General features: G+C 38.3%; 11 protein-coding genes and 1 pseudogene. 5 read left to right on the plus strand and 7 right to left on the minus strand.

Annotated features, from left to right (window positions below; all coding sequences use genetic code 11):
- The 4 genes and pseudogenes from AW165_RS00005 to pepN all read right to left on the minus strand — a co-directional run.
- A pseudogene (locus tag AW165_RS00005) lies at positions 1–316 on the minus strand (fimbrial biogenesis outer membrane usher protein); the annotation flags it as partial.
- A gap of 9 nt (positions 317–325) precedes the next feature.
- Positions 326–1,030 carry a molecular chaperone gene (locus tag AW165_RS00010; protein ID WP_057086118.1) on the minus strand — a complete coding sequence of 235 codons (705 nt, stop codon included), beginning with the start codon at positions 1,028–1,030 and terminating at the stop codon, positions 326–328.
- 73 nt (positions 1,031–1,103) lie between these two features.
- Positions 1,104–1,640, minus strand: a complete 537-nt coding sequence (locus AW165_RS00015) for a spore coat U domain-containing protein (protein WP_014207080.1) — start codon at positions 1,638–1,640, stop codon at positions 1,104–1,106.
- A 578-nt stretch (positions 1,641–2,218) separates the two neighbouring features.
- Positions 2,219–4,825: an aminopeptidase N gene (gene pepN / locus AW165_RS00020; protein ID WP_060464631.1), complete on the minus strand. Its 2,607-nt coding sequence runs from the start codon at positions 4,823–4,825 to the stop codon at positions 2,219–2,221.
- 318 nt (positions 4,826–5,143) lie between these two features.
- Here pepN and AW165_RS00025 point away from each other — a divergent pair, with 318 nt between their 5' ends.
- The 3 genes from AW165_RS00025 to thiM all read left to right on the plus strand — a co-directional run bounded on the left by AW165_RS00025 (position 5,144) and on the right by thiM (position 7,573).
- Entirely contained in the window at positions 5,144–5,401 is a 258-nt protein-coding gene (locus AW165_RS00025) for a hypothetical protein (RefSeq protein ID WP_005068647.1), read from the plus strand.
- A gap of 151 nt (positions 5,402–5,552) precedes the next feature.
- Entirely contained in the window at positions 5,553–6,710 is a 1,158-nt protein-coding gene (locus tag AW165_RS00030; RefSeq protein WP_039757913.1) for a hypothetical protein, read from the plus strand.
- A 35-nt stretch (positions 6,711–6,745) separates the two neighbouring features.
- Positions 6,746–7,573, plus strand: coding sequence for a hydroxyethylthiazole kinase (gene thiM, locus AW165_RS00035; protein ID WP_060464632.1), 828 nt, complete (start codon positions 6,746–6,748; stop codon positions 7,571–7,573).
- Positions 7,574–7,695: 122 nt separating this feature from the next.
- Here thiM and AW165_RS00040 read toward each other — a convergent pair whose 3' ends face one another.
- Entirely contained in the window at positions 7,696–8,055 is a 360-nt protein-coding gene (locus tag AW165_RS00040; RefSeq protein WP_017480884.1) for a 5-carboxymethyl-2-hydroxymuconate Delta-isomerase, read from the minus strand.
- A 43-nt stretch (positions 8,056–8,098) separates the two neighbouring features.
- A complete protein-coding gene (locus tag AW165_RS00045) occupies positions 8,099–9,811 on the minus strand; it encodes an AAA family ATPase (protein ID WP_019767620.1) in 1,713 nt (570 codons plus the stop codon).
- A 230-nt stretch (positions 9,812–10,041) separates the two neighbouring features.
- Between AW165_RS00045 and mdh the strand changes: the two genes are divergently transcribed.
- Complete coding sequence (mdh, locus tag AW165_RS00050) at positions 10,042–11,214, plus strand: iron-dependent methanol dehydrogenase (RefSeq protein WP_005068634.1); 1,173 nt, start codon at positions 10,042–10,044, stop codon at positions 11,212–11,214.
- Between the two features lie 195 nt (positions 11,215–11,409).
- Entirely contained in the window at positions 11,410–12,378 is a 969-nt protein-coding gene (locus tag AW165_RS00055; protein WP_060464633.1) for an alpha/beta hydrolase, read from the plus strand.
- On the opposite strand, the gene AW165_RS00060 is transcribed toward AW165_RS00055, so the two are convergent.
- Positions 12,375–13,565, minus strand: coding sequence for a helix-turn-helix domain-containing protein (locus AW165_RS00060; RefSeq protein ID WP_005068630.1), 1,191 nt, complete (start codon positions 13,563–13,565; stop codon positions 12,375–12,377). The genes AW165_RS00055 and AW165_RS00060 overlap by 4 nt on opposite strands.
- Positions 13,566–13,657: the final 92 nt, after the last annotated feature.

The raw sequence follows: 13,657 nt of genomic DNA on the forward strand, positions 1-13,657 counted from the left end.
TATCTGGGATATATTCATCCATTTTTAGTCTTAAAGTTTTTAAAGTGCTAGATCGAATATATAGTTTCCCATCCTTAGATTGCTTTACAGCAACCAAATCTTCAGAAGCATTTGAGTTAATCGAAATATTTAAAAATAGATTAATTAAATCAATATTTTGCTCCTGCTCATTCGTTCCTACGTGTTTATATTTATTATCGTTACCAACAGATTTAGGAACACTCGGAACTGCAGTATTCGTATAATCTAGTAACTGTTCGGCAAAAGAATATGCAGGAAAATACGCAACACATAAGACACCTATAATGTATTTCATATAAGCCTCTTAAAGTGTGGTTTTCTTACCATTAACTGTTAGAGATACGCTGTATTTATGATTTGGTTGGTAGGTAAAGTTACTAATCGAGTAACTTTTCGACTTCTCCGCAAGAATATAACCATTCACAGTATTTACTTTAATCGGATAACTTTTATTGGCAGTTGTATCAACAAGCATTAGACTATTTAACAGCGCATGTCGGTTACCTATATTGCTAATATTTAAAGAAGGTGTGTTCTGGTTAACATCAATTTTCCAACTCAGTTTGGTAATCGCATCTTTATTTACTACAAATACAGGTAATGATGAGCGAAGTAATACATTTACTCCCTGAGCTGCTTTACGGCTATCAATTGGTTTTGGTAACTCATCAATAATAATACGATAAGTTTTTTCACCAGAAATAGGTTCTGGGTTAATTCTAACTACACGTAAGTTATAAGAGTCACTAGGTTGTAGTTTTAAAAATGGTGGACTAACTACAATCTCATCCGTAGGGATTAATTGATCTTGCCCAGCATTTTGTCTCCACTCAAATACACGCACCTGCAAATCAGCGCTTTCATTTGACTGGTTATATAAACTAATTGAAGCAGCATTTTGATTACTTAATATTTCTACATTTACAGGTGAAAGACGGATTGTTGCGGCGTTAATAGAGCTAGATAAAGATAAGAATAATCCCGTAATAATAAAAATATTTTTTTTCATGATTTGCTCAAATATAACTTTTTTAATGTATTAGCCCTTTCAAAAGGGCTAACGTAATTCTAATTTATGCAAATTAATAAGTTACCGTTACAGTCACACTGTCAACATAGCTACCTGCACTTGGTAAAGTTGTTCCTGCAGGAATACGACCATATACATTTACAGTTTGAACATTACCCGTTCCGGTTCCACTGTAGGCAGTCGTTGCAATACCAATTGCTGTGGCACGTCCTGTGTCAGAGAAAAGGTTGTAAGGAATATATTCGTTGCTAGTCGCCCCGCCGATCATGCGACGTTGGGTTGATAAAACATTCTGACCACCATCAAATGACAAAGTCCATGGCACAGTATTATTACAAAGGACTTTAATTGAGGTACCACCAGTCGTTGTGGTATCTGCATCAACATTACCAGCAAGTGAACTTAATGTACCAAAATCTAAAACGGCATTTGTTGTCGTGCCAGTTGCAGAGGTATTCAATACACAACTATTCGTTACTGTTGCTCTAACAGTTAATGTACCTGTTGCTGTAGCTGCATTTGCCGCATTGAGAGAAAATACTCCTGCAACAACTGCTGATAAATAAATAAAAGTCTTTTTCATGGCCAAAACCTTTTAAACTAAATTGTCGAATTAATAGATATAAAAAATTTAACCCTTATTCTTACAATCATTTTTATTTGACTGCTCTTTTAAAGCTTATTTTTTTATCCTACTTTCCAACATAATACATAAAAATAAATAAAATGCATGTTCACGTTATTATTTTAATTTCTAATCAATAAAACAAATTTACCTAAACCTATCTTACGGATACAAAAAAACAATATTTACAAAATATAAATATTTGATTTAAATAATTTTAATAAAAACACTAGAAAAAATATTAAGATAAATTTAAATAAATATTTCAAAATTTAGCTAACTTTAAAAAATTAGATAATTTTCTAGAGCCAATTTATTTTTTATATTATTTATCCCTTTAATTTTTATTTTATATTATTTCTTAAAAGTGCATCTTCAAAAAACTATTAAAGATTATAATTTATATAAAAATAAAATGATAAAGCTTGATCTACAGATGAACTATGACAAAGATAGTTTTGTTTATTTTAAATATTGAATAGCTATGAGATATAAAAAAATAAAGGCCTCTTTAGAGACCTTTATTTAGTAATTTTAAATAATTAAACGCTCAGCATGCTATTTAAAGTTTCAGAAACATTTTTCGATTTCACTTTAGGCTGCAGTGCTTGTAAAGCTTGTTGTAGTTGAGTACGCTGAGGCTCTGCAAGCGTATACCAGCGAGATAACACCTGTAATAGGCGTGAACCTAAAATTGGGTTTTTCTCGTCAAGATATTCTGCAAGGTTAATAAAGTGAGCTACACCAAAGCCCCAAGTATTTTCTGGATTATTTGACAAGCCACCACTTACCGCACGAATACGGTTTGGCGTCGTGAGGTCATAATCAGGATGCTGAGTAAGATATTCAATCGTCTCAACAGTGGCATTTGGATTTGCTGCCTGAATCATAAACCATTGATCTAAAGACAATGCTTCATCTTTAAAACGGTCATAGAAATCAGCTAGGGCAGCTTGAGCTTGAGGTGCATTTTGCCAAACTAATACACGTAACGCACCTAAACGTTCAGACATATTGCCTGTGTTTTGATATTGGACATGTGCTAATTCAAATGCACTTTGGTCGTCCTGACGAGCCATCATCATCAACATGATATTTTTTAATGCACGAACGCCCATGGCTAACGAGAATTCTTTTTGCAAGTCTGGGTCAAGGGTAAGGTAAGTATCTTTCCAGAATGAACCCAACTCTTGTGCTAAACGATTAAGCAAGGCTTCACGTTTTACATGAATATCTGCTGGTGCATAGTTCTGATCAATACGACTACCCAAATAACCTTCACTTGGTACATCAAACAAACGTGATGCTAAAAGCGGGTCACGACCAACCAAATCAGGCAAAGTGCTCTGAATAGCTTGAATATACGCATCTGCAGAATGGTCTTCTAGCAAAATACGCTCAAGCAAGGTTTGCGTTGCTTGCCATTGGTTAAAGCCGTTGGTTTCGTGTTGAATTAAGAATGCTAATTCAGCATCGGTATAGTCAAATACAAGATTTACAGGCGCAGAGAAATTACGGAGTAACGACACAACTGGCTGTTCAGTCACACCTGTGAATTCAATGGTTGCTTCGTCTTGATCAAACAAGTACATACCATCTTTAACATCATTTACGAATAGACTGTTACTGTGCAATGTATATTGCTCCCCTGTTTTAGCGTTAAAAAGCGCTAAAGCAACAGGAATTGGAACAGCTTTTAAATTTGGATATTTAGGATGTGCTTTTAGGCTTTGTTTAAAACTTAAACGGTAAGTTTGCGTCGCTGCATCATATTCACCTTTTGCTTCAAGCTTTGGCGTACCTGGTTGGTTGTACCAAGTTAAAAATGCAGATAAATCGACACCTGAACCTGCAGATAATGCAGCAACCCAGTCTTCTACTGTTACGGCTTGTCCATCATGACGGCGGAAGTATTCATCGGTTCCTTGACGGTATTTTTCTTTGCCTAACAAAGTCGACATCATGCGGTTAATTTCCGCACCTTTTTCATAGACTGTCGCTGTGTAGAAGTTATTAATTTCTACAAAGTGATCTGGACGTGGTGGATGCGACAATGGACCAGCATCTTCAGGGAATTGATGCGATTTAAGTACAGCGACATCATCAATACGTTGAACCGCAGCAGATTGTAAATCTTCAGAGAAAGACTGGTCACGGAATACGGTTAAGCCTTCTTTTAAGCACAGCTGGAACCAGTCACGGCAAGTAATGCGGTTCCCTGTCCAGTTATGGAAATATTCATGGGCAATCACAGACTGTACACGCATAATCGCTGCGTCAGTTGTGTATTCTTCATCGGCAAGTACGCATGAAGTATTAAAGATGTTTAAACCTTTATTTTCCATTGCACCCATGTTGAACTGGCTCACCGCAACAATCATATAGTTGTCGAGGTCATAAGCACGGCCGTAGTGTTCTTCATCCCAACGCATTGAATGCTTTAATGCTTCCATCGCGATATGGCATTTTGGAATGTCTTTCTCGATTGCATAGATTTCTAAAGCAACATCACGCCCTTCCGAAGTCGTATAACGATCTTTAAGAACAGCTAGATCACCAATAACACAAGCAAACAAATAGCTTGGTTTTTTAGTCGGGTCTTGCCAGATCGCAAAGTGGCGGTTTTCACCTACCTCACCTGTTTCAAGCAAATTACCATTGGCAAGTAACACTGGATATTTTTTGTCTGCTTCTACGCGTGTCGTAAAGACTGAAATTACATCTGGACGGTCTGGATAGAACGTGATTTTGCGGAAACCTTCAGGTTCATTCTGGGTTACAAACAACTCATCTGCTTTATACAAACCTTCAAGCTGAGTGTTGGTTTCAGGATGAATAATCACTTGAGTCTGTAAAATGACTTCATCTGGTGCATCAGTGATCACCAGTTGTTCACTGTCGAGTGAATATTGTGCAAGAGTAAGATCTTGACCATTGAGCTGAATAGATTGCAACTCAAGATCACGGCCCAATAACACCAAGTCTCCAGCAGTTTGACGCTTCATGACTAATGTTGAATCAACAATTGTTTTGTCATCATATACTTGAATATCAAGATTAATAGATTCAACCAAGAATGAAGGTTTTTGATAATCTTTTAAATAAATTGTTTGATCTGCCTGAACTGGAGGCTGTGCCGCAATATTCATCTTTATTCCTTATATACTTTTCGGAAACCGTAGTACGAATTTTATGAACTTGGTCATACACATTCATACATACCGTATTTGTTTACCTTTATAAAATTAATGGGACTTCATTTATACATTTCAAATTACAATCGTCTTTTATTAGCACAGATTAGACCAAATTTACGATAATCGTTGCTTATATAATCAATCTATACAATAAAAATAAAACAACTTCAGCTTTTAACATTTTTTAGAGTCAGCTTACATTTTGGGCATGGTTCTTGCCTTCATTAATACACCAATATAAATATTTCAATCAGAACAAGAGGTGTCAGTATGGAATTAAAAGCACATTTTCATCGTTTAGAAAATATCAAAGCAATTCATGATCTAGATGCAGCAGGACTCGACCACCATGTGATTGCAGTGTTTTTATCTGCGGAAGGTATTTCTATTACAGCTCAGGAGGTGACCTCTATCGTTAATACTTATGATGCTTTAGGTAAAGTAAAATTACCAAGTAAAAAAGTGCAGGCACTTATCAATGCCAAAAAGCTTGGACAGAATGATGAGAGCTTGCCGTGCCCTGTTTAATTTTAAATTTTAACCCCTTATGAAAACCTAAAGTTAAGACAAAGACTTTAGGTTTTCTATTTTTGCACCAAACAAAAATACAATCTCAGCTATCGGCAATGCGGCTGTGTATAATAAGTCAATCATGATAGTTTTAAACGTTCGGAGCAAAATGGTCTTACAAATTCTACAGAAACAGCTAGATGAAAGTAGCCATTGTCCTCTCTGCCAAGCTTCAATGTACTGGGTAGATGCCGAGCAATTTGAACAAGACATTCAGTTTCATGAATGCAGTCATTGTCAGCACCGTGTTTTTAAAGACACGAAAATGACTTGCCATTGTGAAACATGCACAAAACAACGGAAAAAGCTTTTACAGCAAACACGCCTACAAGAACAACGCCAGTTTAAGTCAAAAGAGCAACCTCAACGTAGTCTGGAACAGCTCAGTTTTTTGCATAAACTTTTTTTACTCAGCCTGCTTGATGACTATGCACGTGACGATGTTGCTCATGACGAATACATTCACTGGGACCAAATTAAATATCACTCTATTACCCCGAACTGGATTTTTCAAAACTATCTGATTAAGCAACTCCATAAAGATGGAATTTTAAACGCCCAAGATCAAGCTGATGAACCTCAGTGCTTTTATTTAAACATTCGCTTGGACGGTTATAGTGACCCAAGTTTATTTAGTGTAGCTCAGCAACTACGCCACTGGTTTTATGAAAATTTAAGTCTTGGTATTCCGTTTCGTAGTGCCGATGAAGTAAAAGACGTACTTTTTCAGGTGCTCTATCAAGAGATTATTCAGTTTATGCAGTTCTATTGCCGAACTTGGGGCATTCAAATTGCAGGAAGCTCTAATTTTCAAACTTTTTGCTATCGCTTAATGGATTCATTGGCAATTGGTCAGATTTATTATTTAATTCAAACCGCACTTGAGTACCTTTATAAACAGAAAGCCCTACAGCCGCGTAATGAAAAATTTATTAACACGAATTTGTTAAAGAAAACCTTAGAACAATATCGCGAGAGAGCCTTAGCTGAAAAGTGGGAAACCTCAATGTTGCCTCGTCCTCACAATATTCCCTACAGTAAAATGAGTTATATTTTACTTAACCGCTTCTTAGGTTACGACGAACAAATCTTTGTACAACCTGTCTGGAAAGCATGGCGAAAAATTGAACCGCGATTAAACTTTTATTCAGTTAAACGTTGTATGCATTGTGGTTCAAACGATTTAAGTGTTGATTATGATGCGGCAGATTATGTTTCTTTAATTTGCCAAAGATGTAAGCATCAAGATCATTATTTTACTCACTAAATCTACAATTACTTTGGCTTAATAAGGATAATAACATGACATCAGCATCGACTTTGATTGAGCAGGTAATTGACGCTTGGCAAAACATGCAGGCAAAGACGCCTCTTGTGCAATGCATTACCAATAGCGTCGCGGCCAACTATACAGCCAATGTTTTACTTGCTTCTGGTGCTTCACCTGCCATGATCGATAATCCTTATGAAGCAGAAAGTTTTACCAAAATTTCATCGGCTTTAAGCATCAATTTAGGCACCCCGACTTCAGAGCAAATGCAAGCCCTGCAAATATCTGCCAAGACTGCACAGCTCAATGGCATTCCATGGGTGCTTGATCCAGTCGGCTATGGACCAATTTTAGCTTGGCGTAGTCAAATGACAGACGAGCTTTTACAGTTCAAGCCAAGCATTATTCGTGGTAATGCTTCAGAAATTAGTACACTTGCAGGCAACCAAGTTCAATCTAAAGGTGTGGATAGTACTTTAAGCAGTGATCAAGCCTATCAACAGGCTTATGCACTATTAGCACATACGGACTGTATCGCTATTTCAGGTGAGTCAGATTATATTTTGTCTAAAGAATTAGACATTGTGATTCAAGTAAACGGCGGAAGTCCTTTACAGCCCAAAATCACAGCAACTGGTTGTGCTTTGGGTGCGCTAATCGCAGCATATAGTGCTGTGACGACACCAACAATTGCTGCTCTTTCTGCTCATGTTCATTTTGCGATTGCGGGTAAACTTGCTGCAAATCAAGCGCAAACTATGGGAAGTTTTAGCACCATCTTTATGGATTACATCCACATGCTAGATGACAACTTGATTGAGCAATATGCAGATATTAAGCTTTTAGAGATACAGGCATAATCTAGGTTATACCTGTATCACGCTAGACTCACTTTAAAAGTAAGTAGATTTCTGTTCATTCGATAGCACTACTTTTACATAGTGCTAATCGCTATTCTTGATCGAAATTGCGCTTTTTAGTGTTATACAACTTGCTTGAAATAATCTTCTCTTGGCATATCGACAAGCTCAACGCACAATTGAATTTCTTTATTAAACTCTTGTTGTAGATATTTTTTATTACTAAGCGCCGCTAATAACTGCTCACCCATAAGCTGTTTTTGTTCAGCCGTTCTTCCCGACAAAATGTAGGCTTTTACATGAATATAGGCTTGATCAGCTCCCAAGCCAATGAGGAAAACATCATCTTTACGCGCACGGCTTTTAATGTCTTCTGGACTAAATAGCTCTGTCTCAATCAATGTGGTATTAATTTCTTCAAGTAATTGTTTTGCGTTTAATCCAGTTAAGTTTTCTGAATAATCAACTACAACGTGCGGCATAGCCACCTCAATTTATATAATAAGTCATTAAGCTAATTAAACTTTACTCAATAAATAATAAAGCTAATCGAACTTGATCATATCCCATTCGAGGACTGGTTGCTTCAACAATTGGTCTTAGTTTGATCGAACCATCATCAGAAAAATGATCTGGATTTTGGCGCTTTTTCAGCTTCTTATAAATTTTACGAATTTCTTCGACCACCTCTTCACCCGGATGGGCAACCGAAATATCTAGCTTTTGCTCTTTATGAAGTCGAGCCAAGTGATTAATAATCGTCGCTGGGGTTAAACCACGTTCATGCGCGATGTCTTCAATCTCATAGCCTTCTTCAAACAGCACACGTGTCTCATCTAAAGTTGCCGTAGCATAATTTTGCTTTCCACCTTTTGCGAGTTTCTTCTCATTACGAGAAATCTCAGTTTCATTCAAGGTGCCACCACAGTGACGAATAAACGCTTTATGCTGAGCCGTTAAATCTACATCTGCAAAGTTGTCTTCGGCCTCTTTTGAAAGTTCTTGGAAACGACGATCCGCTTTTACAGCTAAACTGTCTAGCTCTAAAGCTTGCTCGTTAATACCTAATAATTTTAGACCAGTTAAAGATTTTAAGCGTGACAATGCAACATAACCCTGACCTTTTTCAAAGGTGTTCATGAGGTTAATTTCAGCCGCTTCTAAAGTCATCCCTTGGCTTTTATGAATGGTAATCGCCCACGCTAAACGAAGCGGAATTTGCTGAAAACTTGCAATCACTTTGCCTGCTTCATTTTCAACGGACCACGTTTCAGGAGCAACCAGCAAAGTCGTGCCATCAGTCAGTTTTACTTTCGGCAGTAAGCCATTTTCGTCATCTTCCTCAAAGCCGATGACTTCACCCAAACTTCCGTTGATATAGCCCATATCAAAGTTATTTTTTACAAACATGACTTTGGCATGCTTTTTAAGTGTGAGTTCTTCTGGCGCACGTACTGAAGATTTTAAAGTTTCTAATAATTTTTCATTACCATCTAAAACAGCATTGAATTGATGCCCTTCATTATCAATTTCATTTAAGTGCTGATAATTGATATTGTCGACATCCATATTGTGTGTATAAAGACGAGTAAAGGTCTCACCAATATCGTGCGCGCGTGATTGACGCAGTGCTTGCAAATGATCGGGTTGAATATTTTGCGCGCGAATAGCGTTTAAAATCTGATTCAGAATTTCATCATCTTGACGGTGTTGTTCTGTTAAATAACATACGCGGAATTTGGCTTCGACCCATGCATCTGACATAAAACAGAACTTATCACGGTTGGCTTCACCATTACGTCCTACAGGCGGTAACTGGAAGAAATCTCCAGCCACAATGACTTGAATACCGCCGAATGCTTCATCGCTTTCTTTAAAATATTTTAGAACTTGATTGACCAGATTAAGCTGTTTCGCATGTAGCATTGAGATTTCATCAATCACAAGAACTTGCGCATTTTCAAGGTGTTCCTTGAGATATTTACGCTCTTTCATGCGTTTTAGATCGTCGTCAGTTAACAGATCTTTAATGCCAATGCCAGCCCATGTATGAATGGTCATACCGTTCATATGCGTTGCCGCAATACCTGTAGACGCCGTAATAGCTACAGGCACTTTACGTGCTTTTAGGTATTGGATGTACTGATTGAGTGTATAGGTTTTCCCTGCACCAGCCGAACCGGTTAAAAAAACATTTTCACCTGCTTTGAGCAGTTTAAGCGCAGTTTCCTGTTTCATAATCTCATGTGTACATCTTCAACAGCCCATAGCTTAACGATTTTCCCGAAAAAATTAAATGAATGTGCCAAATTTTATATAAAGTCATTAAAAATCAATAATTAAATCCCAAGTAATATTTGGTAGGTTTTTGGTAGGTAGGAAAATAATCTTCAGATCACAATACTAAGCCCATGGTGAGGCTCACCTGTAATAACAAACAATGGATTTATGGAAGAAGGAATCACTCCATGGCTTTTAAAAATATTGCAGATCAAACAAACGGTTTTTATATTCCATGCGTATCACTCTTTGGACCAGGATGTGCTAAAGAAATTGGTACAAAGGCACAAAACCTCGGCGCAAAGAAAGCATTAATTGTGACCGATGAAGGCTTATTTAAATTTGGTGTTGCAGATCTTATCGCGAACTATTTAACTGAAGCAGGCGTTGCAAGCCATATATTCCCAGGCGCAGAACCTAACCCAACCGATATTAATGTTCATAATGGTGTTAATGCCTATAACGAAAATGGCTGTGACTTTATTGTCTCTCTAGGTGGCGGTTCATCTCACGACTGTGCAAAAGGGATTGGTTTAGTCACTGCGGGTGGCGGCCATATTCGTGACTACGAAGGTATCGATAAAAGTAAAGTACCGATGACGCCATTGATTGCAGTCAATACAACGGCTGGTACTGCATCTGAAATGACTCGTTTCTGTATTATCACCAATACAGACACTCACGTAAAAATGGCAATCGTTGACTGGCGCTGTACCCCACTTATTGCGATTGATGACCCGAAACTCATGATTGCAAAACCGGCAGGTTTAACGGCTGCAACAGGTATGGATGCATTAACCCATGCAGTTGAAGCATATGTTTCTACGGCGGCGAACCCGATTACTGATGCGTGTGCAGAAAAAGCGATTACGATGATTAGCCAGTGGTTACAACCTGCTGTCGCAAATGGTGAAAACATCGAAGCGCGTGATGCAATGAGCTATGCACAATACTTGGCTGGCATGGCGTTTAACAACGCATCTTTAGGTTATGTTCACGCAATGGCGCACCAGTTAGGCGGTTTCTACAACCTACCTCACGGCGTATGTAATGCAATCTTGTTACCACACGTTTGTGAATTTAACTTAATTGCTTGCCCAGATCGCTACGCTAAAATCGCAGAGTTAATGGGTGTAAAAACTCACGGACTCACCGTAACAGAAGCTGCCTATGCTGCAATTGATGCCATTCGTAAACTGTCTTCATCAATTGGTATTCCATCTGGTTTAACCGAGCTTGGTGTAAAAACTGAAGACCTTGCGGTGATGGCAGATAATGCTCAAAAAGATGCATGTATGCTCACCAACCCTCGTAAAGCAAATCATGCACAAGTTGTGGAGATTTTCAAAGCAGCACTTTAATACTGTTGTAATGGCATATCCCTCTAGTAAGTCAAATCCCTCCGACCATTGACTTACTTTTTTGGGGAATACTTAGCTCCAGCGGTATTCCCTTTTTTTAGAACCTATACTCCAACCTTTTCCAAACCTGATTGACAATTCGCCCATTTCATTGAAGGATACTCTGCATGTCTTAATTACAATAGCTCGATAAAAATGAATACATCTTTAGCTAATCAAACTTATGTTCCAGATATTTTAGGCACGGGTTACGAACAGCTCACACTTAGTTTTCCTGATGATTATGAAGGGAAAGTTGTAGCCACCTTAGTGCGTAAAAAAGCCGCTCAATCTACTCAAAAAGCCGTACTATATATTCATGGTTTTTTAGATTATTTCTTTCAAACCGAAATGGCTGAGCAATTCAATGCTCATGGTTACGACTTCTATGCACTTGATTTAAGAAAATATGGCCGCTCAAAGCTGCCTCATCAAATTTTTTATAATGTGCTTGATTTAAATGAATACGACGCCGAAATTACTCAAGCATTAGAGATTATTGGCAAAGAGCAACACACTCAGGTTTTACTCGCAGGGCATTCAACTGGTGGTTTGACAGCAACACTTTATGCTGCCCATCATCCAGATCATCCTCTTATTAAAGCGCTATGGGCAAATAGTCCGTTTTACGACTTTAATTTAAGTCTAGTCGAAAAGAAGTTTGGTATTCCAATGCTCAGTCGAGTAGGAAAATATCTACCAAAAGTTAAATTCCCAAGCCAATTAAACAAATGGTACACCACCAGTCTTCACAAGCAGCTCAAAGGTGAATGGGAGTTTAACCTTGACTGGAAACCAACCTCTGCCCCTACAGTTCAACTCAGCTTTGTACATGCGATTCATACGGCACAAAAAGAGATTCACCGTGGGGTTAAACTGAACGTTCCCACACTGATTATGCATTCACATCAAACTAAAAACCCAAAAAAATGGGGAATAGATGCGACTCAAAGTGACGTAATTTTAGATGTTAAAGACATTGAGAAACATGGTAAAAAAATTAAAGGCGATGTTTCAGTTGTCTCTATTCACAATGGATTGCATGACTTAGTCCTTTCGGCCCAGCCAGTACGAGAACAAGTCTATCAACAATTGTTCCATTGGCTGGATCAAAAAATTACTTAACTAAGCTTAGGTGAGTCAAGGTATTTCACCAGCAGTTGATGCGCAGGATGTTCACTTGGTAAGAGCTCCATAAGGCGTTCTACCGCATCAATTGCTTCAGGGAAATGAGCTAGATGCTTTAATAGTAAATCTGTTTCTTGGGTTTTAAAAATTGCATCGCTCAAGCGTGACTCAAGGCAGTCGCGCCATGCACATAAAAACGGACTTTCAGTTTTTGCCAGAAATACACCTGTGTAAAGCTGCAAAGCCGAGGCTGCATATCCCGCATCGAGCGCTTGTTCAGCTTGTAAAAAATCGGCTTCAACATGCACCAGCAGACGATATGGACGTGAACCAAGTAAACCGCCTAAAATATCTCGCAGTTGAGACATTTCAGCTTTAAGCGTACCCATACTGACTTTACGTTCACCATACAGCGCCTGATAAAGATGCTCTAAAGTTAAACCATGCGGACATAGTGCCAATATTGTTAAAATTTCAATTTGACGCGGCGTTAATAGCAAACTTTTACCGTTAAATTTAACTTGCGGCGTCGAAAATGCACGAATATGTAATTGCTGGCGCTGCTGCTCTAGCAAAGCGGATTGAATAATGGATGCACAACGTTCAGCCGCCAGGATTCCTAAACTATTATGGTTCTTCCATGTGGTTGATAAATCAACAACACCTAGCGTTTGTTTTGAGTATGGATCGATAATCGGTGCGGCATAACACACCCAATCATGAATCGACTCCATGTAATGTTCGTTTGAAAAAACACAGCTTGATTGTTGAGTTTTTAAAGATAAAGCCAAGGCATTCGTACCAACAAATTCTTCACGCCATTGACCACCTTGTACAAAATGTACACGCTCAGCAGCACTTTGCATTTGTGCACTTGGTGCCGTCCAGATAATCGTACTGCCGATATCACCGACAGCAATTACCATTGAAGATTGCTCTGCAATATGACGTAAGTCGTCGGCACATTGGCTTAAAGCCATATCTAAAGCATTTTGTGAAGCAGTTTTTTTCTCGACTAATGGAGCAGCAAAACGCTCTTTAGGAATCGCGGCAGAAGCCGATCGTTCCCACGAGCTTGCAATACTTTGGCCGAGTTTGGCAGCGTTCTGAGGAGAGAGACTATTTTGCGTGCGCAGTTGATCAATCAACGTCCGTTGCTGCAATAAATCCTTTTTTGTGAACATTTGTAAATTCCTTATATATCCACATTTCTATTCCAACCTTTCTCCAACCTTCTTCTTTATATCCTAATTATACAAAGTACGAAAGTACCTAC

The organism is Acinetobacter sp. LMB-5, from assembly GCF_001541635.1.
GTDB classification, from domain to species: Bacteria; Pseudomonadota; Gammaproteobacteria; order Pseudomonadales; family Moraxellaceae; genus Acinetobacter; species Acinetobacter pittii.

What these genes read in the sequence shown, in the direction of transcription:
- AW165_RS00010 (WP_057086118.1), bottom strand. Translation starts at nt 1,030, where the DNA reads ATGAAAAAAAATATTTTTATTATTACGGGATTATTCTTATCTTTATCT.
- thiM (WP_060464632.1), top strand. Translation starts at nt 6,746, where the DNA reads ATGACATCAGCATCGACTTTGATTGAGCAGGTAATTGACGCTTGGCAA.
- AW165_RS00040 (WP_017480884.1), bottom strand. Translation starts at nt 8,055, where the DNA reads ATGCCGCACGTTGTAGTTGATTATTCAGAAAACTTAACTGGATTAAAC.
- mdh (WP_005068634.1), top strand. Translation starts at nt 10,042, where the DNA reads ATGGCTTTTAAAAATATTGCAGATCAAACAAACGGTTTTTATATTCCA.
- AW165_RS00025 (WP_005068647.1), top strand. Translation starts at nt 5,144, where the DNA reads ATGGAATTAAAAGCACATTTTCATCGTTTAGAAAATATCAAAGCAATT.
- AW165_RS00030 (WP_039757913.1), top strand. Translation starts at nt 5,553, where the DNA reads ATGGTCTTACAAATTCTACAGAAACAGCTAGATGAAAGTAGCCATTGT.
- pepN (WP_060464631.1), bottom strand. Translation starts at nt 4,825, where the DNA reads ATGAATATTGCGGCACAGCCTCCAGTTCAGGCAGATCAAACAATTTAT.
- AW165_RS00060 (WP_005068630.1), bottom strand. Translation starts at nt 13,565, where the DNA reads ATGTTCACAAAAAAGGATTTATTGCAGCAACGGACGTTGATTGATCAA.
- AW165_RS00045 (WP_019767620.1), bottom strand. Translation starts at nt 9,811, where the DNA reads ATGAAACAGGAAACTGCGCTTAAACTGCTCAAAGCAGGTGAAAATGTT.
- AW165_RS00055 (WP_060464633.1), top strand. Translation starts at nt 11,410, where the DNA reads ATGAATACATCTTTAGCTAATCAAACTTATGTTCCAGATATTTTAGGC.